At 67.3% G+C, this 25,572-nt stretch carries 22 protein-coding genes; 13 read left to right on the forward strand and 9 right to left on the reverse strand.

Annotated elements, in window-relative coordinates; genetic code table 11:
• Positions 1-5: 5 nt before the first annotated feature.
• Complete coding sequence (locus ACSQ3N_RS19160) at positions 6-668, forward strand: response regulator transcription factor (RefSeq protein ID WP_235507422.1); 663 nt, start codon at positions 6-8, stop codon at positions 666-668.
• Between the two features lie 122 nt (positions 669-790).
• On the opposite strand, the gene ACSQ3N_RS19165 is transcribed toward ACSQ3N_RS19160, so the two are convergent.
• The gene (locus tag ACSQ3N_RS19165) at positions 791-1,864 is read right to left on the reverse strand and encodes a purine-nucleoside phosphorylase (RefSeq protein WP_056170733.1); all 1,074 of its coding nucleotides are present in this window, start codon (positions 1,862-1,864) and stop codon (positions 791-793) included.
• Between the two features lie 161 nt (positions 1,865-2,025).
• The gene (locus ACSQ3N_RS19170) at positions 2,026-2,343 is read right to left on the reverse strand and encodes an ankyrin repeat domain-containing protein (protein WP_436147150.1); all 318 of its coding nucleotides are present in this window, start codon (positions 2,341-2,343) and stop codon (positions 2,026-2,028) included.
• Here ACSQ3N_RS19170 and ACSQ3N_RS19175 point away from each other — a divergent pair.
• The 5 genes from ACSQ3N_RS19175 (at position 2,342) to ACSQ3N_RS19195 (ending at position 8,941) form a co-directional block, all read left to right on the forward strand.
• Positions 2,342-2,509: a hypothetical protein gene (locus ACSQ3N_RS19175; RefSeq protein WP_436147151.1), complete on the forward strand. Its 168-nt coding sequence runs from the start codon at positions 2,342-2,344 to the stop codon at positions 2,507-2,509. The genes ACSQ3N_RS19170 and ACSQ3N_RS19175 overlap by 2 nt on opposite strands.
• A gap of 48 nt (positions 2,510-2,557) precedes the next feature.
• A complete protein-coding gene (locus tag ACSQ3N_RS19180) occupies positions 2,558-3,238 on the forward strand; it encodes a TetR family transcriptional regulator (RefSeq protein WP_436147152.1) in 681 nt (226 codons plus the stop codon).
• 207 nt (positions 3,239-3,445) lie between these two features.
• On the forward strand, positions 3,446-5,335 hold the full coding sequence (locus ACSQ3N_RS19185) for a hypothetical protein (protein WP_436147153.1): 1,890 nt from the start codon (positions 3,446-3,448) through the stop codon (positions 5,333-5,335).
• Complete coding sequence (locus tag ACSQ3N_RS19190; RefSeq protein WP_436147154.1) at positions 5,335-6,708, forward strand: alpha/beta hydrolase family protein; 1,374 nt, start codon at positions 5,335-5,337, stop codon at positions 6,706-6,708. The genes ACSQ3N_RS19185 and ACSQ3N_RS19190 overlap by 1 nt, the downstream gene beginning before the upstream one ends.
• Before the next feature lie 94 nt (positions 6,709-6,802).
• Positions 6,803-8,941 carry a UvrD-helicase domain-containing protein gene (locus tag ACSQ3N_RS19195; RefSeq protein ID WP_436147155.1) on the forward strand — a complete coding sequence of 713 codons (2,139 nt, stop codon included), beginning with the start codon at positions 6,803-6,805 and terminating at the stop codon, positions 8,939-8,941.
• A 177-nt stretch (positions 8,942-9,118) separates the two neighbouring features.
• Here ACSQ3N_RS19195 and ACSQ3N_RS19200 read toward each other — a convergent pair whose 3' ends face one another.
• Positions 9,119-9,904 carry a sulfite exporter TauE/SafE family protein gene (locus ACSQ3N_RS19200; protein ID WP_436147156.1) on the reverse strand — a complete coding sequence of 262 codons (786 nt, stop codon included), beginning with the start codon at positions 9,902-9,904 and terminating at the stop codon, positions 9,119-9,121.
• A 218-nt stretch (positions 9,905-10,122) separates the two neighbouring features.
• Between ACSQ3N_RS19200 and ACSQ3N_RS19205 the strand changes: the two genes are divergently transcribed.
• Positions 10,123-11,028, forward strand: a complete 906-nt coding sequence (locus ACSQ3N_RS19205) for a LysR family transcriptional regulator (RefSeq protein ID WP_436147157.1) — start codon at positions 10,123-10,125, stop codon at positions 11,026-11,028.
• A gap of 157 nt (positions 11,029-11,185) precedes the next feature.
• Here the strand turns inward: ACSQ3N_RS19205 and sbmA are convergent, their stop codons facing one another.
• From sbmA to ACSQ3N_RS19235, 6 genes are all read right to left on the reverse strand, one after another.
• Positions 11,186-12,181 carry a peptide antibiotic transporter SbmA gene (gene sbmA, locus ACSQ3N_RS19210; protein ID WP_056170194.1) on the reverse strand — a complete coding sequence of 332 codons (996 nt, stop codon included), beginning with the start codon at positions 12,179-12,181 and terminating at the stop codon, positions 11,186-11,188.
• Positions 12,182-12,372: 191 nt separating this feature from the next.
• Positions 12,373-14,907 carry an ankyrin repeat domain-containing protein gene (locus ACSQ3N_RS19215; RefSeq protein WP_436147158.1) on the reverse strand — a complete coding sequence of 845 codons (2,535 nt, stop codon included), beginning with the start codon at positions 14,905-14,907 and terminating at the stop codon, positions 12,373-12,375.
• Between the two features lie 188 nt (positions 14,908-15,095).
• A complete protein-coding gene (gene acnB, locus ACSQ3N_RS19220) occupies positions 15,096-17,705 on the reverse strand; it encodes a bifunctional aconitate hydratase 2/2-methylisocitrate dehydratase (RefSeq protein ID WP_056170739.1) in 2,610 nt (869 codons plus the stop codon).
• A 158-nt stretch (positions 17,706-17,863) separates the two neighbouring features.
• Complete coding sequence (locus ACSQ3N_RS19225; RefSeq protein ID WP_056170200.1) at positions 17,864-18,493, reverse strand: hypothetical protein; 630 nt, start codon at positions 18,491-18,493, stop codon at positions 17,864-17,866.
• A gap of 39 nt (positions 18,494-18,532) precedes the next feature.
• A complete protein-coding gene (locus ACSQ3N_RS19230) occupies positions 18,533-19,594 on the reverse strand; it encodes an HpcH/HpaI aldolase/citrate lyase family protein (protein WP_082517010.1) in 1,062 nt (353 codons plus the stop codon).
• A 14-nt stretch (positions 19,595-19,608) separates the two neighbouring features.
• The gene (locus ACSQ3N_RS19235) at positions 19,609-20,595 is read right to left on the reverse strand and encodes a malate dehydrogenase (protein WP_056170206.1); all 987 of its coding nucleotides are present in this window, start codon (positions 20,593-20,595) and stop codon (positions 19,609-19,611) included.
• A 215-nt stretch (positions 20,596-20,810) separates the two neighbouring features.
• Between ACSQ3N_RS19235 and ACSQ3N_RS19240 the strand changes: the two genes are divergently transcribed.
• The 6 genes from ACSQ3N_RS19240 (at position 20,811) to ACSQ3N_RS19265 (ending at position 25,525) form a co-directional block, all read left to right on the forward strand.
• Positions 20,811-21,599: a GntR family transcriptional regulator gene (locus ACSQ3N_RS19240; RefSeq protein WP_056170208.1), complete on the forward strand. Its 789-nt coding sequence runs from the start codon at positions 20,811-20,813 to the stop codon at positions 21,597-21,599.
• A gap of 134 nt (positions 21,600-21,733) precedes the next feature.
• On the forward strand, positions 21,734-22,168 hold the full coding sequence (gene sdhC / locus ACSQ3N_RS19245; RefSeq protein ID WP_056170211.1) for a succinate dehydrogenase, cytochrome b556 subunit: 435 nt from the start codon (positions 21,734-21,736) through the stop codon (positions 22,166-22,168).
• Between the two features lie 80 nt (positions 22,169-22,248).
• Positions 22,249-22,614, forward strand: coding sequence for a succinate dehydrogenase, hydrophobic membrane anchor protein (sdhD, locus tag ACSQ3N_RS19250; protein ID WP_056170214.1), 366 nt, complete (start codon positions 22,249-22,251; stop codon positions 22,612-22,614).
• A gap of 32 nt (positions 22,615-22,646) precedes the next feature.
• On the forward strand, positions 22,647-24,452 hold the full coding sequence (sdhA, locus tag ACSQ3N_RS19255) for a succinate dehydrogenase flavoprotein subunit (RefSeq protein WP_436147159.1): 1,806 nt from the start codon (positions 22,647-22,649) through the stop codon (positions 24,450-24,452).
• A gap of 28 nt (positions 24,453-24,480) precedes the next feature.
• Complete coding sequence (locus ACSQ3N_RS19260; protein WP_056170220.1) at positions 24,481-25,182, forward strand: succinate dehydrogenase iron-sulfur subunit; 702 nt, start codon at positions 24,481-24,483, stop codon at positions 25,180-25,182.
• A gap of 22 nt (positions 25,183-25,204) precedes the next feature.
• A complete protein-coding gene (locus ACSQ3N_RS19265; RefSeq protein WP_056170223.1) occupies positions 25,205-25,525 on the forward strand; it encodes a succinate dehydrogenase assembly factor 2 in 321 nt (106 codons plus the stop codon).
• The last annotated feature ends 47 nt before the right edge of the window (positions 25,526-25,572 follow it).

Genomic DNA, 25,572 nt, shown 5'->3' on the forward strand with positions numbered 1-25,572 from the left:
CCGCCATGCAACCCAGCAAAAGCAGCAACTCCATCAGCACCGACAACACCGTCAACCTCGCTACCGGCAACGGCGCAGCCGCGTCCCAACCCGCGGCTGACTCCGGCGCGGACGCGGGCACCAAGGCGCCAGTCACCGAAAAGCCCCTGCTGCTGATCGTGGAAGACGACGAGGCCTTTGCGCGCACGCTGGCCCGCTCCTTCGAGCGGCGTGGTTACCGCGTCCTGCAGGCCGCCAGCCTGCCCGAGGTCGAGGCCGTGCTGACCCAGCACACGCCGGGCTACGCCGTGGTGGACCTGAAACTCAAGGGCGATGCCTCGGGCCTGGCCTGCGTACAGAAGCTGCATGCCGCCAGCGAAGGCATGCTCATCGTCGTGCTGACCGGCTTTGCCAGCATCGCCACCGCCGTGGAAGCCGTGAAGCTGGGCGCCTGCCACTATCTGGCCAAGCCATCGAACACCGACGACATCGAGGCCGCCTTCGGCTTGAAGGCAGGCGACACCGAGGTGGACGTGACCAACCGGTCCAGCTCGCTCAAGACGCTGGAGTGGGAACGCATTCACGAGGTGCTGGCGGAGACGGGGTTCAATATCTCGGAAACGGCACGGAGGCTGGGGATGCACCGCAGGACGTTGGCGCGGAAGCTTGAGAAACAGCAAGTGAGCTGAGCAAGACGCCTACAAGTTCCCCGGTCCGGACCAGTCTGTCGCGGCGCCGGAGCAGTGATCGAAGGCGACTTCGTGGTCATCGCCCGTCCTTCCAAGTGGGTTGAGAACAGGCGGCACGGACCCTACCGCGCAGGCACCCCACCCTGCCACTGCCCCCAGTTCCGCACGATGTGGTCCACCACCCGCGTGCCCACCAGCGCCACGTTCTCCACCGTCTCGGCAAAGCCCCCTGCCGTCTCACCCGGCGCCGGGTCCAGGTGCTGCAGCGTGGTCTCATTCGGGTTGCCCTGGTCAAAATTGACCGCGCCGCGCAGGCTCATCAGGCGGTCGGTGCCGTGGGTGCGCTTGACCACCAGAGAGATGGCGGCAGCTTCCATTTCGGTGATGACATAGTCATCGGCGCCGTAAAGCTTCGCGATGTATTGGGCCTGGCGGGACATGCCGGGGCCGTGGAAGAACGTGTCGCCAGTCATGTGGGTGCCACTGGTCACTGCGGGGCTGCGGCGGGCCGCTGTGTCGGGGTAGCGCAGGCGGTAGGTGCGGGCGCTGTCCGAGTCCTTGAGGGGCATGTCCACCGTGAGGTTCATGGCCCAGTCCACCAGCAGTGGGTTCATTTGAATGCGGCGGTATTCCTCGTAGCCCTTGCGCGGCATGAAGGTGGGGGCGCCGGGGGTGTTCTCTTCAGGCGCCCAGCGGTGGCCCAGGTCGTAGTCCACCAGCCAGGTGCCCCAGCTCACATCGGCGATGGTGCCGCGCTGCGGCGGCGTGCCGGCCACGCCGGAGATCACGTAGTACGACTGCGCGAAGTCGAACTTCGGGTTCAGCAGGATGGCCTGCATGGACGATGACGAGTTGACCTTGCCCATGCCCAGCACGGCACCGCAGACACCATCGGTGTTGCAGTACACGGGGCGCAGGGCGCCGGGCACGGTGATGGGGGTGGCGTCTTTCCAGTACCGCTCGTACCAGTGCTGGAACTCGCCCGCGCGGTCGCCGGTGTTCTTGCCGATCTCGAACATGGCGGCGACGAAGACTTTGACGCGGATGGGCGCGTCCTCCGCATGGGCGCCGGTGGTTGCTGACGGGGGCGCGCTTGCGCAGCCTGCCAGGGTGGTGGCGGCCAGCACCGGCAGCAGCCAGCGCGTGGGTTGGAAAGAGAGGCAGGAGGAGAGCGAGAAAAGGGAGAAGGAGCGCATCGAAGACACCTTGGCAAGAAGAGAGAGCGTTGCCGCGCCGGGTTTGGCGTGCACATGCATGGCAACCAGCAAGCAGGCCACCGGCAGCGCAAGAAATGCGCCATTGTGCGCCGCGATGCGATGGCGTTGCAGTACTGCTGCCGTGCTGGTGACGTGTCGGATCAGCGGGGCCGGTAGCGCTGGAGCAGGGCTGCAATCGCCTTGCCGTCTTCGTCCTGGCGGCGCTCTGCACGCATGCGGGCGGTGTGGCCCATCCAACCCGTGATGTCGGGGTCGGCACCATGGGCGAGCAGCAGTTCCACCATCTCGGGGTATCCGCGCCGCACCGCCAGGCACAGCGGGGTCTCGCCAATCGTGGGCTCGTCGTTGGCATTGACGACTGCGCCCTGCTGGATCAGCCACTCTGCCGCGCGGTAGTGGTCGCCCTCCACCGCGTAGTAGCGGGGTGCGGCCCAGGTCGTCGAAGGTGTGCAGCGCATGGCCGTCCGCGGCCAGCAGGCGGCGCATTTCGTCGCGGTTGCCTTCGGCGGCGGCGCGGTGCAGGCGTTCGCGCTCAAACCAGGCGTCGTCGTCGTGGTCGTTGTGGTTCAGGTGGCCCATGGTGAAGCGTACCGGGTGAACGGGGGTGTGCTGGCAATCCATTGAGGGCAAGCCCTAATGCACATGAATTAATTCAAGTGCATTATCCACCCCATGAACTCTGTCCTTGTCTCGGCTGTTACCGACCTGCCAGCACCATCCGCCACCGACCCGCAAGCCACCCGCACCCGCCTGATCGAAGAGGCCCTGCAACTCATGGCGCGCGAGGGGATGAATGCGGTGTCGCTGCGGCGCATCGTGATCGCGGCGGGGGCGCAGAACCCTTCGGCGCTGCACTACCACTTTGGGGGGCGCGATGAGCTGGTGGCGGCCATTGCCAGCTATCTGCAGCAGTGGCTGGAGCCCCGGGCCTGTGCGCGGCTGCACGCCCTGGAGGGCCAGGCGCAGCCCTACACCGTGCGCGATGTGGTGGAGGCCGCCTTCGGCCCTGTGATCGCCATGCTGAGCGCGCCCGCGCTGGGGCGCGATGCGGTCAACTTCATCGGGCGGCTGGGGTGGGACTATGGCGAAAAGGGGCAGGAGATCTCGGCCGCCCTGCACCGCCGCACGCTGGAGCTGACGCTGGCGCGGCTGCAGGCGCTGATGCCCGCCGTGGGGCGCGAGACGATCCAGTTCCGCCTGCTGCTGACCATGAACGCCGTGTACTACGGCATCTCGTACCGCAGCTACATGCGGCGATCGCCCTTTGGTGCCATGGACCTGTCGATGCCCGGCAGCGAGGCGCGCGAGCACGAAGAATTCCTCGACTACCTGGTGGCGGGGTTGAGCGGCTAACAAAACCTCCCTGGCGCCGTTGCTCTGCCCTGCAGTACGGGCAGCACTGTCTGCGGCACAAGCGCCTGGCCAGAGAGGCTTTCTTCACCGCTTTGACCCCCCTGTGATGAACCACGCGTGTGCGTTGCCTGGGCAACGCACCTGCAGCGCCAGCCTGCGCCCATTTTTTTCTTGCCAGTTTCAACCACCACCACGGAGACCACAACGATGACAAAGAACCAATGCAACAGCACCACCCCTGCCCGGCCCGGCATGCCCGCGCGCCGCACCCTGCTGGGCTTGGCCCTGGCCACCGCCCTCACCGCCCTCACCGCCTGCGGCGGTGGCGGGCAGGCGCTGGTGAATGGCGGTGTCACCACCACGGGTGATTTCACCATCAGCACGCACGAGCTGGCCAGCCGCGCCAAGGCGGCGCGCACACCGGGCACGGCAGGCGTCACGGTAGCACCGGGCAGCAAGCTGGCCACGCAGTTCGGCGCGGCGGGGCCGGACCTCAACCGGGTGCGCTACACGCGCTACGGGCTGGCGGCCAATGCCGGCAAGCCGGTGGATGCGGTGCTGGTGGCCATGCCGGGCACGCTGGCCGCGTCGCACAGCTACCTGATCCTGGCCGAGAACCTGGTGCGCCGCATGTGGACCGACCACCAGGCGGTGGTGGAGGTGTGGGGCGTAGACCGCCGGTCCGTGGCACTGCAGGACATGGAAGGCCTGCAGACAGCAGAGCGCGAGCGCGATGCGGCGCTGGGCCTGAATTTTCTCTACGGTGGCGAGCTGGGGCTGCCGCTGCCGGCCCAACTGGCGCGGCGCGCGGTGTTCCATGAAAGCCGCGAGATCCCCTTCCTCGCGGACTGGACGCCGCAGGTGCATTCGCTGGACCTGGACGCGGTGGTGACGCAGGCGCACACGGTGGCGCGCCATGGCAATGTCTTCTTGGGCGGGCATTCGGCGGGCACGGGCTTTGTGGCGCGCTATGCGGCCACGGACTTCAACCTCACGGGCACGGGGCCGGCGCAACCGGGCTACGCCAAGCTCCGGGGGCTGGTGCTGTTCGAGGGGCCGGGCGGTGCGCTGGCAACGAGCACGCCCACGGCGGCGCAGCTCGATGCAGTGGTGCGCGCGGCCGATGGCGGGCTGTATGCAGCGGTGGCCTCGGGGGCCGAGCCTGGCTTTGTTTCGCGCCCCGGCCTCACGCCGCGCGTGAGCGCATCGACCGAGATCGCGGGCATGCAGATGGCCTTCGAAGGCACCATCAACGGCACGCAGGCGCTGCTGCAGGCAGACCAGGGGGGCGTGGCGGGCAACAACGTCTACAACCGCGTGGCGGACTTCACCAAGCGCGACTTCCCGGTCACGGCGGGCGCGGCCATCGGCACCTTCATGGACGACGACAACCTGCAGCGCACGGTGTTCTATTCCGTGTCGATGGGCTACCTGGGCCCGGCGCGCGCTGACGGCCTGCGCACCTGGCTGGACAATACCGACCCACTGCCACCCGCAGCGTTCCGCGACTTCGGCCCGCAGCCGGCCACGCTGGTGGCCAACCCACCCGCCTGGGGCAAGGAGGTGGAGCCCACCAACCTCCAGCGCCTGTCGCGCGCGCTGTTTGTGGGCAACACCACCTACAGCGACTGGTACTACCCCAGCTCGGGCCTGCTGCTCGCCAATGCCGAGGGCAGCGGAGGCGCCAACCTGGGGCTGGATACCAGCGCGCTGTCGCTGCCCGTGGCCCAGGGCGGACGCGGCCGCGCCGACATCGTGAACCAGACGCAGGCGCGCAAAATCGACATCCCCGTCATCGCCTTCGGCGGCACGAATGGCCTCACGCCCGTGGCCGGCATATGGCGCGGCTTTGCCGAGGCCATTGCGCCCTGCGCCGCAGCCAGTTGCAAGGCCGGCATGGCGCGCACGCCCGCCGGCCAGCCCACGCTGGTCGCCAACCGCCAGTACGGCGGGGTGGAGGGCGGCTTCGAGGTGCACATGAGCGAGGGCTATTCGCACGTGGACATCGTGACGGGCGACGACAATGCGACGAACAACGTGATCCGGCCACTGGCGGCGTTCCTGCAGCGCAACGCGAGCGCCGGGGGTGCCAAGTGATGCGCAGCAGTTGCCTTGCCGCCGCAGCGCTGCTGGCCCTGGGCAGCCTGGGCGCCACGGCCCATGCGGCAGAGCCCGCGCCGCTGGACTGCCTGGGCCCGGTCCAGCACGAAGCGCCCGCACCCGGCTCGGCCGAGTGGCAGCAGCGCGATGCCGACAACATGGCCTGCGCACGCCAGCGCATCGACGACTTTGCGCAGCAGCCCGCCGCGCTGTTCACACCCGGCAAGACGCCCGCGCTCGACGCCTACCGCAATCCGGCCAGCCATGCGGACAGGCGCTTTCGGTACACCGAGGCGAGCACGCCATCCGCATCGGGCAAGCCGATTGCGGTGGAGATCTACCGGCCCTGCGCCGCTGGCACCTGCACCGGCATGCCGGCCGGGCTCAAGACCTTCGCGCCGCCCTACCCCGCGGTGGTAATCGTGCACGGGGGCTACAGCTCCAAGCGGCTGCACCGCTCGGCCGCGCAGGTGCTGGCCGAGGCGGGGTACATGACCATCGCACTGGAGACCACGGCCCCCATGGGCACGCACGGGCCCGATGCGCAAAGCGTGGTGGACTGGGTGTTTGCCACGCCCAAGGCGCCGCTGGCGGGAGATGCCACACCATTCTTCCCGCACTGGGACCAGCTGGATGTGCGCATGGTGGGCATTGCCGGCCACTCGCAAGGCGGCAGCACGGCCAGCCTGCTCGGCCAGGCGGACAAGCGCATCAGCGCCATCGTGGCCTGGGACAACCTCACGGCGCTCAAGACCGGCTGGGTCGACAAGATCGGCATGGACCCACCGGCTGACCTGGCCCTGCGCACGCCAGCACTGGGCCTGGGGGCGGACTACTACTTCAAGGTGGTGCCCACCACCGAACCGCCCGAGCCCGCCAAGGCCAACACCCAGGGCGGCCGGGGGCGCGGTGGCGAGCCCCACCCCAAGGACCCGGGCTACCAGGAACTCAAAAGCGCCGGGGTGGACACCATGCTGGTGGTGCTGCGCGCGGGCACGCACCTGGACTTCTCGCTCTTCGGCGGGCCGGCCAGCCGCTATGGCGAGAGTGTCATCAACTACTACACCCTGGCCTGGTTCGACCGCTACCTGAAGGGCGCGCACGACCCGGCGCTGGCGGCCGATGCGTTCCGCCGCCTCACCGCCCCAACCTTCGACGACTCGGCCGACCGCCACAACATCAGCCAAGGGCTGTACGACCAGGCGGTTGCAGGGGATTCGGTCCTAAAGGGCAACCAGCCCTACCTGGTGGGCGGCACGCCGGTGCGCGACCGGCTGTCGTTCTACTACCAGTCGCGCTGCGCGATCACCCAGCCGGGCCGCAGCGTGCGGGTGGCGTCGGAGGACATGCGGGCGGCGGGCTGCCGGTGACCTGTGCGGCGGGCCCGCACCGCGGCAGGGGCTTGCGGCGCAGGGCCCGGCCGCCAGTCAAGGACAATGGCACCCCGCCCCACCCACCGACTCCATGCCCGCTCCACGCTCTCCCGCCTCTGCCTCCGCCTCCGCGCCATCTCCCGCACGCAGCTGGGCCCACACCCGGATCACGGCCACCGCGGAGCAGCGGCGGGTGCTGGACTCCCAGGCCACGGCGTCGATCATCAGCGCGCTGGCGGGCACGGGCAAGACGACCACGCTGTGCATGAAGGCCTGCAACCTTCTGGCCACGCTGGGGGACCAGAAGGCCGCGGCGCGCATCCTGGTGCTGGCGTACTCCCGGGCCGGCGTCACGGCCATCCGCGACCGCATGCTGCAGCTGCACGGCGCCGTGCCGCGCAGCCTGGAGATCCTCACCATGGAGCAGCTGTGCGAGCAACTGCTGCGTGAGCAGGGCGACCCGGTGGAGATGCTGGACGACCCCGTACGCCGTCGCTTTCTGATCCTGCAGGCCCAGCAGGCGCTGCGCCAGGAGCTTGAGCGCAGCGCGGGCAGCGATGGCCTGGACGACGAACTGTTTTCGCACAGCGTGGACGTCGACGCGTTCCTGGCCTTCGAGGCGCTGGCCAAGAAGAAGCTCCTGGACCAGGAGGCGCAGGCCTCGGGGCTGTCGCTGCGCGCGTTTTGTGAAGACCGGGACATCGACCACGCCCTGTACCGCCTGTACGGCCAGTACGAGCGCATGCGCGTGGGCATGAACCATGAACCGCGCTTCTACGCCGAGGGCGACTGCACCTTCGAGCTGTGCCGCCAGTTGGGCGAGCTGGACTGGGACCAGCCCTTCGAAGGGCTGCAGGGGCGCTACAGCGCTGTGCTGTTCGACGAGCTGCACGATCTGGACGAAGGCGCGCTCACCGTGCTGCGCGCGCTGGTGCGGGGCGACAACGGTTTCTTCGTGGGCGCCGGGGACTTCAACCAGCACATCCACGAAGGCTCGTTCTCAGTGTTCGGCGGTGGCATGCAGCACATCCTGGCCTGCCTGCCCGCGGGCACCGAGGTATTCAACATCCACACCACGCGCCGCTTCGGCGCCGACATCTGCGCGGCGCTCAACCCCTTGTTCGGCGTGGAGTTCGCGCCGGTGGCGGGCAACTCGGACGCCTTCCTGCACCTGGCCTACGACAGCGACGAACATTGCGCCCAGCAACTGGTGGAGCTGCACGCGCAGATCGTGAACGGCTGGGGGGCGCTGCAGGAGCAGAAAGGCCCAGTGGCGCGCAATGGCCAGACGGTTCCCCAGAACGCGCAGCACAGCTCGCTGAATGTCGTGCTGCGCAACCCGCAGGACAGCATCCTGCTGGAATGGGTGTTCGGCCACGAAGGCGTGCACTACGGCACCCAGGGCCTGAGCCCGTTCTACCTGCGGCGCGAGGTGGCGCTGGCGCTGGCGCTGATGTGGGCGCTGCACGGCAGCGAGGGCGACCAACCCCATGCCGATGCAGGGGAGCGCCATCTCACCCCCGGCATCGTGGGCGCCGCCATCGAGGGGCTGCTGCACTACGGCCGCCGCGCGCCCCGCACCGATGCGGTGGACACCGACCTGCTGGCGCAGGGCCAGTTCGACACCGCGGTCTGGGCAGGCCTGCCCGGTGCCGACGAAGGCCAGAAGCTGGCCGCCACGCTGCACAGCAGCAGCGCCCGCATGCGGCGCTTCATTGCGCATGGAGCGCTGGCCCCCAATGCGCCAGAGCTGACCGATGCCTGCGCGCGCATCATGGCGCTGGAGCCCACGGACAAGGCGGCCGTGTTGGCCGATGCGGGCGCGTTCTGCCAGCACCCGCTGGTGCAGCGCATCTTTGCCGATGCGCCCATCCAGGACCGCGAGCGGCGCGCCTGCCTGGCCAGCCTGGAAAGCCTGGGCCGGCTTGCGCGGCAGATCCCGGTGGCGGAGTTTCTGGGCCGCCTCACGCTGATCGCCACCGCCAGCATCGCCATGCACGAGCAGGGCGAACCCGTGAGCCTGCGCCTGCTGACTGTGGAGGCCTGCAAGGGCCGCGAGTTCACCTTCGTGGCCGTGCCCTTTGTGGAGCGCGGCCGCTTCCCGGGCCCGGCGCCCCAGCAGGAGGCCTACCGTGAGCGCAACATGCTGTACGTGGCCACCACCCGGGCCCGCGCCGCGCTGTGGGTGCTGGAGAGCGCGGCCAAGCCGGTGTTGCCCGGCCCGGTCTGAGACGCGTTGGCAGCCAGACCGGGAGCCTCTCCAGGTTCCGCAACGACGCCAGTCCTCCGCCCTTCCAGCGGCTGGCAAAACTCAGCGCAGCGGTCCTGGCCAGGCGTTGGGTCGCAGACAGTACTGCAAGGACGGCAAGACCCGACAACGGCGCCAGGAGCGCTTTGCCAGCCGCCGTCACCGAGATGCAAAGCCGTGCCAGGCCACCACATCCGCCACCATGTACACCCCCAGGGCCAGCAGCCCCACCATCAGGCAGCGCCTGAACCACACGGCCGACATGCGCTGGCGGATGCGCGTGCCCAGGGCCATGCCCAGCAGTGCGGGCACCAGCATCCACGCGGACAACACCAGGGTCGAGACCGGGTAGCTCGCATTGAGCGCCAGCCCACCCGCCAGCGCCAGGGTGGACACGGTAAAGCACAGGCCCATCGCCTGCACCAGCGCATCCCGGTGCAGGCCCAGGGCCTGCAGGTAGGGCACGGCGGGCACCACGAACACGCCGGTGGCGGCCGTGACCCCGCCCGTGGCCAGGCCCACCAGGGGCGACAGCCAGGCCTCCGCCCGGGGCGGTACATGCAGGCGCGCCCCCAGCAGTCCCCACACCGCGTAGGCGATGAGCGCCACGCCCAGCAAGGCGCGCGACCAGGCCCCCGCGGGCGCCCCCAGCAGCCAGGCGCCCAGCCACGTGCCCGCGCAGATGCCCCACTGCAGGCCACCCAGGCGGCGCAGCAGCGGCCACAGCGTGGCCCAGGGGCGCAGCTGCCAGAGGTTGGTGACCAGCGACGGCACGATGAGCAGCGCCGCCGCCTCGGCCGGTACCACCAGCAGCGCCAGCAAGGCCATCGACACGGTGGGCAGCCCCAGGCCCACCACGCCCTTGATGCAGCCCGCGAGCACGAACACGGCAGCCATCGCCACCAGCCACGTTTCGCCGTGGGCGCCCAGGCCGAGGCCCGTCATGGGTGCGGCTCCGCCGGCATGCGCCGGGCCTTGCGCGCCGCACGCCGGTATCCGGCAGGTTTCGTCTGATGCATCGCCAGTACTCCGCGGCCCGCACCATGCGGCGGGCCATGGGCGCATTCTTAGCAACACCGGTGTGCCTGGAAATGCGGAAGCCGCGCAGCCAGCCTCAGGCACAGCCGAAGCCTGCTGCAGTGGGCTGTGGTAGCTTTGCGCCCATGCGCTTTGACCTGACCGACCTGCGGCTTTTCGTGCACGTGCACGAGGCGGGCACCATCACCGGCGGCGCCGAGCGCAGCCACATGGCGCTGGCATCGGCCAGCGAGCGCATTCGCGGCATGGAAGACGCGCTGGGCGTGCCGCTGCTGGTGCGCGCCCAGCGGGGCGTGCAGCCCACGCCGGCGGGCCACACGCTGCTGCACCACGCCCGGCTGGTGCTGCGCCAGATGGAGCACCTGCGCGGCGATCTGGGCGACTACGGCAACGGCCTGGCGGGCCATGTGCGCCTGCGGTGCAACTCGTCGGCCCTGAGCGAATTTCTGCCGGCGGCGATGGCGGGCTTTCTGCAGCAGCACCCGCGCATCTCCATCGATGTGCAGGAAGCCCCGAGCGAAGACGTGGCAGATGCCGTGCGCTCCGGCCTGTGCGACATGGGCCTGGCGTCGGATGCGGCGGACCTGCAAGGGCTTGCCACCTGGGCGCTGCGGCCGGACCCGCTGGTGCTGGTCGTACCGCGCCACCACGCCCTGGCCGGCGCGCCACGGCTGGCACTGGCCGACGCGGCGCACCTGGACTTCATCGGCCTGGCCGAAGGCAGCGCACTGCAAAGCCATGTGGCGCGGCACGCCCAGCGCATGGGCCAGCGGCTGCGCTTTCGGGTGCGGCTGCGGCACTTCGAGGCCGTCTGCCAACTGGTGGGGCTGGGCGCCGGAGTGGGCATCGTGCCCCTGGCCGCCGCCCAGCGGCACCGCCGTGCGCACGGCATCAAGGCTCTGCGGCTGACCGACGGGTGGGCCCATCGCAGCCTGGTGCTGTGCACCCGCAGCCCCGGCGAGCTGCCGCAGCATGCGCTGCAACTGCTGCAGCACCTGGTGGCGGGCGCGACGCCCACTGCACGCGAATGACCAGTGGGCGTTGCTGCAGCCCGAATATCGAATAAAAAAAGGCGCTACCGCGCTCTAGAAAAGCGCCAACAGCTATTAAAAATATAGCAAACCACTGAAAGGCCAACGAATGGCCCGCGGTGCAGTTACCAGCCGGCGCCCGCCCTGATCTGCCGCCTCAGCCCGCCAGCCCCTCTGCCATCGGCGCCGTCATCTGCCGCTCGAAGGCGCGCAGGCGCTTGTAGACCGAGATCTGCTCCACCACCGTGCTCCAGTTCAGCACCAGGAACTGGAACGACTCGAGCACCTTGTCGAACGCCCGCGCGATCTGCTGCATCACCCCCAGCGTGATGGCACCGGCCACCAGCGTGGGCCCGAGTGCCACCAGCGGCACGAGCACGCTCACCTGCAGGTAGGACCATTTCACGACGTCGAAATACAGGTAGTGGAAGAACAGCCGGAAGTAGTTGCGCCGCACGTCCTGGAACAACGCGGCGGCAGTGGGCGGGGATGCGCGGGCCGCGTCGTCCTCGCCCAGCACCAGTTCCTTGCGGTAGGCCGCCTCCACGCGCTGGTTCTGGAATTCGAGCCCCGGGAGCTTCACGCCCACCAGCGCCAGCAGCAGCGTGCCGCCCAGCGACCACAGCAGCGCCACCCAGACCAACGAGTGCGGCACGGCACCCAGCACCGGCAGCGCCGTGACCTTGTCCGAGAGCGTCCACAGGATGGGCAAAAACGCGGCCAGCGTCATCAGGCTGCGCATGAAGCTCAGCCCCAGGTCTTCCATGATGCGGGCGAAGCGCATCGTGTCCTCCTGCACCCGCTGCGCCGCGCCTTCGATGTGGCGCAGCCGGGGCCAGGCGGCCATGTAGTGCTCGTTCATGGCCTGCCGCCAGCGAAAGATGTAGTGCTTGGAGAAAAAGTCCACCAGCACCGCCGTGGTCACGTACAGCATGGCCACGTGCGTGAAGGTGGAAAGCTGGCGCCAGAACTCCTGCATCGTGATGCTGCCGGGCTGGCTCAGGCCCTTTTGCACCAGGTCGTAGAAGCTGCCGAACCAGTCGTTGATCTGCACGTCGAGCTCGACGCGGTACCAGGTGGCCAGCAGGATGACGATGGAGCCCAGGATCGACCAGGCCCACCACCGGCGGGAGAAAAAGAAGGACTTGAACATCGTGGATGCCGAGTTGTTATGGTTCTGCGGAATGTGATCGAGGCGTCGCGCGAACGTTCCGTGGCTGGCTCACGGTTCTTTCTGGCCGATGTCCGTGTCGTGGCCTCGCTGCCTGCACCTTCTCTCAGCCCGCATTTCCATCACAGCGCCCCACTCTCGCGTCGCGCCGCATCGAGCCGCAGGGCACCGCGTCAGCGCTGGCGCTCCAGGAGCCAGCGCTCGGCGTCGGCCTGCTGGCCGAAGCGTGCCCAGTCCAGGGCCGTCTTGCCGTGCGGGTCGCGGCGCCACAGGTCGATGCCGCGGCCCTCCAGCCACTGCAGCACCGCCACCCGGCCTTTGGCGGCCGCCAGCATGGCGGGCGTCTCGCCGCGGCTGGCGGGTGCGGGTTCATCCAGCGGCTGGCCCTGGTCGGCCAGCCATTGCAGGCACGGCACGCACCCGCTTTGCGCAGCCATGTGCACGGGGCCCCAGTCCCAGCGGTTGCGGGCTTGCAGGCTGGCACCGGCCTGCACCAGCCGCTGCGCCACGGCCAGATGGCCGCCCCAAAAAGCGCGCAGCAGCGCGGTGTCGCCCCGCTCGCTGTCTTTCTGCGTCTGGCGCAGGTCCGGCTGCGCGCCCGCCTTGAGCAGCAGCTCCACGTGGGCCATCTGCCCCCGGTGCGCCGCCAGCATCAACATGGAAGACCCGTTGTCCGCCAGCAGGTTCGGGTTGGCGCCATCGCGCAGGGCCTGCTCCAGCGCAGCGGCATCGCCCGCGTTCTGCGCATCCATCAGCCGGCCGTCCGGGCCCGACCAGGTCCGGTGCGACGCGGCACCGCCGGCTGCGTTGATGGTGGCGACGCCCACGGGACTGCGTGGCGCCCACCACAGGGCCACAACCACTGCGCCGATGAACAACCAGCCCCAGGCGGGTCGAGACACGTCCTGGCGCTGCGAACGCCGGGCGCCCGGCGTGAAACGGCCGCGGCGGTCCTGCCAGGCCTTGGCAATGGCCCGGCCCACGCCGGCCGCAGCATCGGGCCCGTTCAGCGCCGGCGTGAGCTGCACCAGCGTGCCCTGCGCGTTGCGGCCATACACCGCATGGTGGTTGTTCTGCGCGCTGCCGCTGCCCGTGGCATACACGACCTTGTGCACCAGCGACTGGCTGGCATCGCCCGCCACCGATCTCACGGAGGTCCACATCCAGGAGCTGCAGCGCGCCACCACGCCATCGTCCTGCACCCGGGTCACCCAATTGCGCGTTGCCGCGTGCAGCGCCACGGCCAGCAGCCCCGCCGTCGCGGCCAGCCCGCCCCACGACTGGGGCAACACCACGCCATGCAGGCCGATACGGTCATTGACGAGCCATTCCATGGCCAGCGCCGCCAGCGCGATGCCGGCTCCCCAGCGCCAGGCCTGCTGCTCAAAGCTGATCTGCACGCCCTGCGGCAACTCCTGCAGGACAGCGCCTGCAGGCCACGCGGGGATGGTGCCCGGGATCTGCGCGGCCTCTGGCGGGGCAATGGGCTCCTCGCGCTTCCACACTGCGCGGGGGTCGAAGCGGTCCTCGGGCACCGAATCGCCAAAGCCCACGGGGGCGGCCTTGACGGGTAGGTCGTAGGACAGCTCCATCGAACCATCGGCCCCCAGCAGTTCGACCCTCCAGTCGACCCGCTCCCGGCCCCGCTGCGCACCGTGGGCGGGTGCGTCTGGCGGCACCTCGAAACGTGCGACCAGCCGCAGGCCGCCGTCGGGCATGGGCTGCAGCGAGGCCGGGGCGTCCACCGCTTCGACCTGCCGCTCGGGCGAGCCGGAGCTCGATTCATCCACCCGGTACTGCGCCAGGCGCAGGCGCAGGGCCTGGGCGCCGGGCTGTGCAGCAGTACGGTGCGTCAACCGGAGTGTGACCTCCACCAAGCGGCCCGCCTGGGGCTGCTGGGGCAACGAGGTGAACGCCGAGCCCCGGTAGCGCCACACCATGCGGGTCTGGCGGATGGCCAGGCCCAGCATCAGCACACCGACCAGCACGAAGACGCCGATGAACCCCTGGGCCCAGCCCGACGCATTGCGGTCGGACCAGAGCAGCGCGGCCATGGGGAACGACAGGCCGCACCACAGCAGGCTGAAAATCCAGGCCCCGACCGCCGTGCCGTGCAGTGAATTGCGCGGGGCCGGCCCGCTGGCTGGCAGCTCGCCCTGCGCGGGCTGCGCCAGGCCCATCGACTCGCCGCGACCGATGAGCAGCAGCACAAAGACACAAGCCGCCACCACCCCCACCGCGGTGAAGATCAGAGCAAACGGCAAGCGAAAGATCTGCAGCCGCCACCGGATGGAAGAATCGATCAGCGACTGGGCAGGGTTGTCCGGATTCACCCGTACCGTGATGGGCTGGTCGCGGGCCTGCGCCTGCTGCAGCCGGCCGTGCCACTGCTGGTGCCAGTCGCCGATGTTGTCGGACCCGCTCTGCGCATCGAGCCCCACCCGTGTTCCCTCGTGGCGCGCGCCGTTGAACTCGTAGCGGTAGCGGGCCTGCACTTCGTACGTCGTGCCGCCCTTGCTGCCCGGGTGCCGCTTCAGCTCGGCGCTGATCACCTGCGCAGGTACCTGCTGCCACTGCCCCACCTGCCAGGCGGTCCACAGTGTCTGAGCCAGAGGCTTCAAACCGAAGAAGTAGCCCCCCAGGCCGAAGGCGACGGCAAAAATCGCGCTGAACACCAGCGCCCCTGCGCGCCCCATTGTGTTTTTCATGAATCCCTCCCTTGTCGTGGTGGTTGTTGTTATGCCGCGAGCTTAGCTGCCAACATATGACAAATCAGTGACTGTCATGTTGCCGACAAACCACTGTCACGAGCCACCCTCCCACAACGCGGGCCCCCATAAAAAAAGCGGCCCCGAAGGGCCGCTTGGCAGGCAACGGTCTGGCCGCCGCCGCGGGATCAGCAGGCCACGGCCGCCGACGCAGGTGCAGCCTTGGCGGCCTCTGCGTACTCTTCGATCTGATCGAAGTTCATGTAGCGGTACACGCTCGCCTTGTCGGCGTCGATCACGCCCATTTCCTTCAAGTACTCTTCCTTGGAAGGAAGGTAGCCCAGGCGCGACGCGATGGCAGCCAACTCGGCAGAGCCGAGGTACACGTTGGTGTTCTTGCCCAGGCGGTTGGGGAAGTTGCGGGTCGAGGTGGAGATCACCGTCGCGCCTTCACGCACCTGCGCCTGGTTGCCCATGCACAGCGAGCAGCCGGGCATTTCGGTGCGCGCACCGGCCGTGCCGAACGCAGCGTAGTGGCCTTCCTTGATCAGCTCGCTCTCGTCCATCTTGGTGGGCGGTGCCACCCACAGCTTGACGGGGATGTCGCGCTGGCCGCCCAGCAGCTTGGCTGCAGCGCGGAAGTGGCCGATGTTGGTCATGCACGAGCCGATGAAGGCTTCGTCGATCTTGGTGCCCGACACTTCGGACAGGAACTTGGCGTCGTCCGGATCGTTGGGGCAGCAGACGATGGGTTCCTTGATGTCGGCCAGGTCGATCTCGATCACGGCGGCGTACTCGGCGTCCTTGTCGGCTTCGAGCAGGTCGGGCTTGGCCAGCCAGGCTTCGACCTTCTCGATGCGGCGCTGCAGCGTCTTGGCATCGGCGTAGCCGTCGGCGATCATGTTCTTCATCAGAACGATGTTGGAGGTCAGGTACTCCTTGATCGGCTCGGGGTTGAGCTTGATCGTGCAGCCGGCGGCGGAGCGCTCGGCGGACGCGTCGGACAGCTCGAAGGCTTGCTCGACCTTCAGGTCTGGCAGGCCTTCGATCTCGAGCACGCGGCCCGAGAATGCATTGATCTTGCCGGCCTTGGCCACCGTCAGCAGGCCCTGCTTGATGGCGTACAGCGGAATCGCGTGCACCAGGTCGCGCAGGGTCACGCCGGGCTGCATTTCGCCCTTGAAGCGCACCAGGATGGACTCCGGCATGTCCAGCGGCATCACGCCGGTGGCAGCGCCGAAGGCCACGAGGCCAGAGCCCGCTGGGAACGAGATGCCGATGGGGAAACGCGTGTGCGAGTCACCGCCGGTACCCACGGTATCGGGCAGCAGCAGGCGGTTGAGCCAGCTGTGGATCACGCCGTCGCCAGGACGCAGGGCCACGCCGCCGCGGTTGGAGATGAACGCTGGCAGTTCGCGGTGGGTCTTCACGTCCACGGGCTTGGGGTAGGCGGCCGTGTGGCAGAAGGACTGCATCACGAGGTCGGCCGAGAAGCCCAGGCAGGCCAGGTCCTTGAGCTCGTCGCGCGTCATCGGGCCGGTGGTGTCTTGCGAGCCCACGGTGGTCATCTTGGGTTCGCAGTAGGTACCGGGGCGCACGCCCTGGCCTTCGGGCAGGCCGACAGCGCGGCCGACCATCTTCTGCGCCAGCGTGAAGCCGGCCTGCGTGGCCACGGGTGGCGTCGGCAGGCGGAACACGGTGGAGGCTGGCAGGCCCAGGAATTCGCGGGCCTTGCTCGTCAGCGAGCGGCCGATGATGAGGTTGATACGGCCGCCGGCGCGCACTTCGTCGAACAGCACGTCGCTCTTGAGCTGGAACTCCACCACGGTGGCGCCGTCCTTGACGATCTTGCCGTCGTAGGGCATCACGTCGATGACGTCACCCATCTCCAGCTTGGACACGTCCACTTCGATCGGCAGCGAGCCCGAGTCTTCCTGCGTGTTGAAGAAAATGGGGGCGATCTTGCCACCCAGCGTGACACCGCCGAAGCGCTTGTTCGGCACGAACGGGATGTCCTGGCCGGTGGCCCAGACGATGGAGTTGGTGGCCGACTTGCGCGACGAGCCGGTGCCCACCACGTCGCCCACGTAGGCAACCAGGTGGCCCTTCTTCTTCAGGTCGTCGATGAACTGCATCGGGCCGCGCTTGCCGTCTTCTTCGGGCTTGAACACTGCGTCGGGACGGGTGTTCTTGAGCATGGCCAGGTAATGCAGAGGGATGTCGGGGCGGCTCCAGGCATCGGGTGCGGGCGACAGGTCGTCGGTGTTGGTTTCGCCAGGCACCTTGAACACGGTGACGGTGATCTTCTTGGCGACTTCAGGGCGCGACGTGAACCACTCGGCGTTGGCCCAGCTTTGCATGACTTCCTGCGCCTTGGCGTTGCCGGCCTTGGCCTTGGTCGCCACGTCATTGAAGAAGTCGAACATCAGCAGCGTCTTCTTGAGCGCATCGGCTGCAACGCCCGCCACTTCAGCGTCGTCCAGCAGTTCGATCAGGGGGTGCACGTTGTAGCCGCCCACCATGGTGCCCAGCAGCTCGGTGGCCTTGGACTTGGAGACCAGGCCCACCTGGATGTCACCGTGCGCCACGGCGGCCAGGAAGCTGGCCTTGACCTTGGCGGCGTCGTCCACGCCTGGGGGCACGCGGTGCGTGAGCAGGTCCAGCAGGAAGGCGTCTTCGCCAGCGGGCGGGTTCTTGATCAGCTCGATCAGTTCGGCCACTTGCTTGGCTTCCAGCGGCAGCGGCGGGATGCCCAGGGCGGCGCGCTCGGCCACGTGGTCACGGTAGGCTTTCAACATCATTTTTCTCCGGTTGCGTTCTAAAGTGGGGCGGCATGCAGCGGGCTGGCGCCGTCATCGCGACGGCACAGCCGGGCTGCACGCAGTTCGGTCTGTCTGTCTGTGTTGTTATGTGGTTGTTATGCGGGCAGCCTCTGGCGGCTTCGGCCTGGCAGGGCTTACTTGACCGTCATCGGCTCCAGCACGCTGACGGGCGGGTTCTTCTTGATGGCCTCGGCCACCAGTTGCTGCTCGGGGCTCATGCATTCGTCGGCCAGGCGCTGGCCGACCTTCTGGTTCATCAGCATGGACTTGTTGCCGATCTGCAGCCAGACCGCGCCGCCCTTCTGGTCTTCCAGGCGCACGGTGCCGGTGGTGGTGGCCACGGGCGACATGAAGTACTTGAAGCCCTTGCCTTCCACGTGGAAGTGGCCAGGCGATGCAGGCTCGGCAGTCACCGTCACGAAGGCGCCCAGCTCGCAGGGGATGCGGCCGGTGTGCACGCGATCGGCAATGGCCAGCTCGGCAGGCGACAGCGCAGCTTCAGCGGCAATGATGCCGGCGGCCACCTGGTTGGTCGCGCTCTTGAGCTGCGTGCGGCTGCTGGTGGGTTCGCTCTTGGCCACGGCCTTCTTGGGGGCCGCCTTCTCGGAGGACTTGGCAGACTTGGCTTCGGACTTCGCCGCCGGCTTGGCGGCAGGCTTGGCAGCGGCCTTGGTTTCAGACTTGGCCGCAGGCTTGGCGTCCGTTTGCGCCAGGGCGAGGGCTGGGGCCAGCAGCATCAAGGCAGAGGCGATAAGGAATTTCATGGAGGGTCCTGCGTGGGGGTGTGGGCGGGTATCTACAACTCAAGCGAAAGCCGGCGCGTCAAACCAATGGCGCACCGCCTGGGGAAGCGCGCGCCCGGTGCTGTGGGCGCGCTCGATGACCTGCCAGAAGAAACGGTAGCTGGCACGGTCGTGCAGCGTGCCGTCCATGCTGATCGGAGCCCAATCAGCATCGGCGGCAGCCGCTATTATTTTGGAAGCATGCTCGATATCGTCCTGCTGCGGCGCGAACGCTTGCAGGATGGGGCGGATCTGCGCCGGATGGATGCTCCACATGCGGGTGTAGCCCAGCTCGTGGGCAGCCTGGCTGGCCGCACGTTGCATGGCCGCCGTGTCGGCGAACTCCGTCACCACACAATGGGACGGCACCTTGCCGTGCGCGTGGCAGGCCGCGGCGATCTCCAGCTTGGCGCGCACCACCAGCGGGTGCGTGAACTGCCCGGCCGACGTCATGCCATGGGCCGGGATCGCACCGGCATGGGCCGACACGAAGTCCATGAGCCCGAAGCTCACGCTCTGCACGCGGGGATGGGCTGCGATCTCGAAGGCACGGTGCACAGCCGCCGGGGATTCGATCAGCACATGGATGGGCAGCTGCGAGGGCGACGCGCGGTCGATGGCGCGCTCGGCCAGCAGGACATCGTCCACCGACTCGACCTTGGGCACCATGATGTGGCACAGCCTGTGGCCCGCCTCGCCGGCGATCACGGCCACGTCGTTGGCGAATGCGGGGTGGTCCACCGCATGCACCCGGGCGGCCACGCGGGCGCCGGGGGCTGCGGCAACAGCCAGTGCAGCCACCAGCCGCGCGTGCTCGGACTCCAGACCGACGGGCGCCCCGTCCTCGCAATCGAGGGTGACATCAAAGACGCAGGTTCCGAACTCTTGCGTCATCTCGGCCTGCAATTGCAGGCTTTTGCGCATGCGCGCTTCCACGCCGCTGTAGTGGTCGCAGACCGGCAGAAAACCGGTCTGCGCCTGGGCGCCTAGAAGCACATCGCGCGGATGGGGTTGTGCAGCGCCCTGCCCCTGTTCAGGGGCTGGGGCGGCCCGAAGGCCCGATGCCTGTGGCGTCGGCTGCATGGTGCGGGCTGGTTTTACAGCAGGTGCTTGACGCCGTCCTGCTCGCCTTGCAGCTCGGCCAGGGTCTTGTTGATGGCTTCTTGCGAGAAGGCATCGATCTCCAGGCCTTCGACGATCTTGTACTCGCCGTTTTCGGTGGTGACCGGGAAGCCGAACACGATGCCGGCAGGAATGCCGTACTCGCCGTTTGATGGCACGCCCATCGTGACCCACTCGCCATTGGAGCCCAGGGCCCAGTCACGGATGTGGTCGATGGCGGCGTTGGCAGCCGAAGCGGCCGACGACAGGCCGCGGGCGGCGATGATGGCCGCGCCGCGCTTGCCCACGGTGGGCAGGAAGGTGTCGGCGTTCCAGACCTGGTCGTTCACCAGGTCCTTGATCGACTTGCCGTTGGTGGTGGCAAAGCGGTAGTCGGCGTACATGGTGGGCGAGTGGTTGCCCCACACGGTCAGCTTGCGGATATCGCCCACCTTGGTGCCGGTCTTGGCCGCCAGTTGCGAGGCAGCGCGGTTGTGGTCCAGGCGCAGCATGGCTGTGAAGTTCTTGGCTGGCAGGTCGGGGGCCGACTTCATGGCGATGTAGGCGTTGGTGTTGGCGGGGTTGCCCACCACCAGCACCTTGACGTTGCGCGAAGCCACTGCGTTCAGGGCCTTGCCCTGTGCGGTGAAGATCTGGGCGTTGGCGGCCAGCAGGTCGGCGCGCTCCATGCCGGGGCCGCGAGGACGGGCACCCACCAGCAGGGCGTAGTCGGTGTCCTTGAAGGCTTGCAGGGGATCGCTGTGGGCTTCGATGCCGGCCAGCAGAGGGAATGCGCAGTCTTCCAGCTCCATGATCACGCCCTTCAGGGCGTTCTGGGCCTTCTCGTCGGCGATTTCGAGCAGTTGAAGAATGACGGGCTGGTCCTTGCCCAGCATTTCGCCGGAGGCGATGCGAAACAGCAGGGCATAACCGATTTGGCCAGCAGCGCCGGTGACGGCCACGCGAACAGGCTTCTTGCTCATGGTGAAAACTCCAGGAAGTGAAAAAACAGAAGGTGATGCAAACAAGCACCAGCCTCTGTTACCAGCAGCCCGTGCCCCGCAAAACAGCCTTGGAGTGTACCGCTGATTGGACACCCCGGTCAATTTGTCTTATGTCTTATATAAGATATGATTGAGACCTCTTCGTCGTCCGCAAATCCCTGCCGCAACGCAGGGCTCCACCGCGCCCGCCTGCCATGTCCTCGCTTCCTTTCGCCGCCGACAACCCTGCTGCGCCACCGGGCACCGCGGGCGGTGCCACGCCGGCGTTCAGCCCGCTGTACCAGCAGATCAAGGGACTGATCCTGCAGAGCCTGCAACAGGGCGAATGGAAGCCCGGCGAAGCCATTCCGAGCGAGATGGAGCTGGCCGCCCGCTTTCGGGTCAGCCAGGGCACGGTGCGCAAGGCGATCGACGAACTGGCGGCCGAGAATCTGGTCATGCGCCGCCAGGGCAAGGGCACGTTCGTGGCCACACATGCCGAGCAGCATGTGCAGTACCGCTTTCTGAAACTGCTGCCCGACACCGGCGACGCCCGCGTCGAGGGCCCCGCCCAGCGCCGCGTGATCGACTGCCGCCGCGTGCGGGCCAATGCCGAAGTGGCGCGGGCGCTGGCCTTGCGCAGCGGCGATGCCGTCATGCAGGCCCGGCGCATCCTCGCCTTTGCAGGCGTGCCCACCATCCTGGAAGACATCTGGCTGCCCGGCCAGGCTTTCAAAGGGCTGACGGCAGACCAGTTGGCCAGCTACCAGGGTCCCACCTACGCGATGTTCGAGCTCGACTTCGGCGTACGCATGGTGCGGGCCGAAGAAAAGATCCGGGCCGTGCTGCCAGACGCGGAGCAGGCCGGCCTGCTGGGCATTGCGCCCACCACGCCGCTGCTGAGCGTGGAGCGCATTGCCTATACCTACAACGACGTTCCGATGGAGTTACGGCGTGGTCTGTACCTGACCGACACCCACCACTACCGTAATGAATTGAGCTGACTTCAAGCTGGCACCCGAGTATTAACCTCGAATATTGCGACCCGCTTGAAACCCCGGTTGTTGCGTTGCAATAGAATTTTGCGTTCTTTGCATCTCCGAATTACAAAGAAGTTACATCCACGAAAGCACTCAACATGACCGAGCTCGCCAAAAAACGGCCTGAATTTCGCAACATCAACGCGTTCAAGGACCTGACCACCTACCGCATGACGCCTGCAGCGTGGGTGTCGATCCTGCACCGCGGCAGCGGGCTGATCATGTTCCTGCTGCTGCCTTTCATCATCTGGATGTTCGACACCTCGGTGTCGTCTGAATTCTCGTTCGCCCGGTTCACCGCGGCGTTCAGCATCGGCATCGGCTTCGTGCCTGGCTGGTTCATCAAGCTCGTGGCCCTGGCCCTGATCTGGTCTTACCTGCACCATTTCAGCGCCGGCCTGCGCCACCTGTGGATGGACGTGAGCCACAGCGCCGTGAACAAGGAATTCGGCAAGACCTCGTCCATCGCAGTCTTCGTGGTCAGCATCACGCTGACCCTCGCGCTGGGCGCCAAGCTCTTCGGCCTGTACTGATCGATCCACCACCCCCGATAAAAAAAGCGGTGACTGCTGCCATTCCGCAGCCAACACCGCCGCACCAGAGGAAAGCAGCGATGTCTGTCAATTACGGTTCCAAACGCGTCGTCGTCGGCGCTCACTACGGCCTGCGCGACTGGCTCAGCCAGCGCGTCACCGCCATCCTGATGGCCCTGTTCACGCTGGCCCTGCTGGCCCAGGTGATCTTCTCCAAAGGCCCTCTGGGCTACGACAAATGGGCGGGCATCTTCTCGGCCCAGTGGATGAAGGTGCTGACCTTCACCGTGATCATCTCGCTGGCGTGGCACGCGTGGATCGGCATGCGCGAAATCCTGATGGACTACGTCAAGCCCGTGGGCATCCGCCTGGCACTGCAGGTTTTCACCATCGTCTGGCTCGTCGGCTGCGCCGGCTGGGGCATCCAGGTTCTGTGGCGTCTCTGATACCGATCCCCCGCGACTGAAGGCAAACAACAATGAGCTACACCAAAGCTAACATCACCAAGCGCAAGTTCGACGTCGTCATCGTCGGCGCCGGCGGCTCCGGCATGCGCGCATCGCTGGAACTGTCCCGCGCAGGCCTGAACGTGGCCTGCCTGTCCAAGGTGTTCCCCACCCGCTCGCACACCGTGGCGGCGCAGGGCGGCGTGTCCGCATCGCTGGGCAACATGAGCGAGGACAACTGGCACTACCACTTCTACGACACCATCAAGGGTTCGGACTGGCTGGGCGACCAGGACGCCATCGAGTTCATGTGCCGCGAAGCACCCAACGTGGTGATCGAGCTCGAACACTTCGGCATGCCGTTCGACCGCAACCCCGACGGCACCATCTACCAGCGCCCCTTCGGCGGCCACACCGCCAACTACGGTGAAAAGCCCGTGCAGCGCGCTTGCGCCGCGGCTGACCGTACCGGCCACGCCATGCTGCACACGCTGTACCAGCAGAACGTGAAGTCCAAGACCAACTTCTTCGTGGAGTGGATGGCCCTGGACCTGATCCGCAACGCCGAAGGCGACGTGGTCGGCGTGACCGCACTGGAGCTGGAAACCGGCGACCTGTACGAGCTGCACGCCAAGGCCGTGCTGCTGGCCACCGGCGGCGCGGGCCGCATCTTCGCGGCATCGACCAACGCCTTCATCAACACCGGCGACGGCCTGGGCATGGCCGCACGTGCCGGCATCCCGCTGCAGGACATGGAGTTCTGGCAGTTCCACCCCACCGGCGTGGCCGGCGCTGGCGTGCTGCTGACCGAAGGCTGCCGCGGCGAAGGCGCCATCTTGCTCAACAGCAATGGCGAACGCTTCATGGAGCGCTATGCGCCTACCCTGAAGGACCTGGCACCACGCGACTTCGTGTCGCGCTCGATGGACCAGGAAATCAAGGAAGGCCGTGGCTGTGGTCCCAACAAGGACTACATCCTGATGAAGCTCGACCACCTGGGCGCGGACACCATCCGCAAGCGCCTGCCGTCGGTCGAAGAAATCGGCCACAACTTCGCCAACGTGGACATCACCAAGGAACCGATCCCTGTGGTGCCCACCATCCACTACCAGATGGGTGGCATCCCCACCAACATCAACGGCCAGGTCGTGGTGCACGACGGCCAGCAGAACAACGTGGTCAACGGCCTCTACGCCGTGGGCGAATGCTCGTGCGTGTCGGTCCACGGCGCCAACCGCCTGGGCACCAACTCGCTGCTGGACCTGCTGGTCTTCGGCAAGGCGGCTGGCAAGCACATCGTCAACTTCGTCAAGGAATCCGGCGAGCACAAGCCAGTGCCTGCCGACGGCTCTGACCGCACACTGACGCGCCTGAACCAGCTGCAGGACTCCAACGAAGGCATCTACGCGCAGGACGTGGCCAACGACATCCGCTCCAGCATGCAACTGCACGCCGGCGTGTTCCGCACGCAGACCAGCATGGACGAAGGCGTGGGCAAGATCAACGCGATCCGCGACCGCGTGAGCGGCGTGACCCTGAAGGACAAGTCCAAGGTCTGGAATACGGCCCGCATGGAAGCCTTGGAAGTCGACAACCTGATCGAAGTGGCGCAGGCCACGATGACCTCGGCCGCTGCCCGCAAGGAATGCCGTGGCGCGCACACCGTGTACGACTACGAGCACCCTGCCGACCACGCCGAGTTCCCGCTGGGCCGCAACGACAAGGAGTGGATGAAGCACACCCTGTGGCACAGCGCGAACAACAGCCTGACCTACAAGCCCGTGAACCTCAAGCCCCTGACGGTGGACAGCGTGCCTCCCAAGGTCCGTACGTTCTGATGAACCAGCAGCCTCACGAAAGAACAACATGAAGCGCACCTTTCAAATCTACCGCTACGACCCGGACAAGGACGCCAAGCCCTACATGCAGACCATCGAGATCGAACTCGACGGCCACGAACGCATGCTGCTGGATGCCTTGGTCAAGCTCAAGGAGCAAGACCCCTCGCTGTCGTTCCGCCGTTCGTGCCGCGAAGGCGTGTGCGGCTCCGACGCGATGAACATCAACGGCAAGAACGGTCTGGCGTGCCTGACGAACATGAACACCCTCAAGGGCACCATCGTTCTGAAGCCCCTGCCCGGCCTGCCGGTCATCCGCGACCTGATCGTGGACATGACGCAGTTCTTCAAGCAGTACAACTCGATCAAGCCCTACCTCATCACCGAGGACCTGGCGCCCGAGAAGGAACGCCTGCAGAGCCCCGAAGAACGCGAAGAGCTCAACGGCCTGTACGAGTGCATCCTGTGCGCCAGCTGCTCCACCAGCTGCCCCAGCTTCTGGTGGAACCCCGACAAGTTCGTGGGCCCCGCCGGCCTGCTGCAGGCCTACCGCTTCATCGCCGACAGCCGCGACGAAGCCACCGGTGCGCGCCTGGATAACCTGGAAGATCCGTACCGCCTGTTCCGCTGCCACACCATCATGAACTGCGTGGACGTGTGCCCCAAGGGTCTGAACCCCACGAAGGCCATCGGCAAGATCAAGGAACTGATGGTGCGCCGCGCCGTCTGACCGTATCCAGAGCATCACCTTCATGTCCGACACCCCGACCCCGGTCCTGCCATCGCCCTCCGATGTGCTGGACGACCGCGAACGCGCAAAGCTGCACTGGCGCTGCCGGCGCGGCCTGCTGGAGAACGATCTCTACATCGAGAACTTCTTCGCCAAGCACGGGGCGGGCCTGACCTGGCGCCAGGCCCACGGCATGAACACGCTGATGGACCTGGCGGACAACGACCTCCTGGACCTGGTGCTCGCGCGGCGCGAGCCCGAAGGTGAACTGGATACAGAAGAAGTGCGTGAAGTACTCGGCATGCTGCGGCTCAGTGGTGGCGCAGTACGGCCACGGCCCTGAGCAAGACCTGAGACAAGGCCTGAACCCCCGGATTACCGGCAACCTAC

Source organism: Acidovorax sp. LjRoot194 (genome assembly GCF_964253015.1).
In the GTDB taxonomy this organism is placed as follows: Bacteria; Pseudomonadota; Gammaproteobacteria; order Burkholderiales; family Burkholderiaceae_C; genus Acidovorax.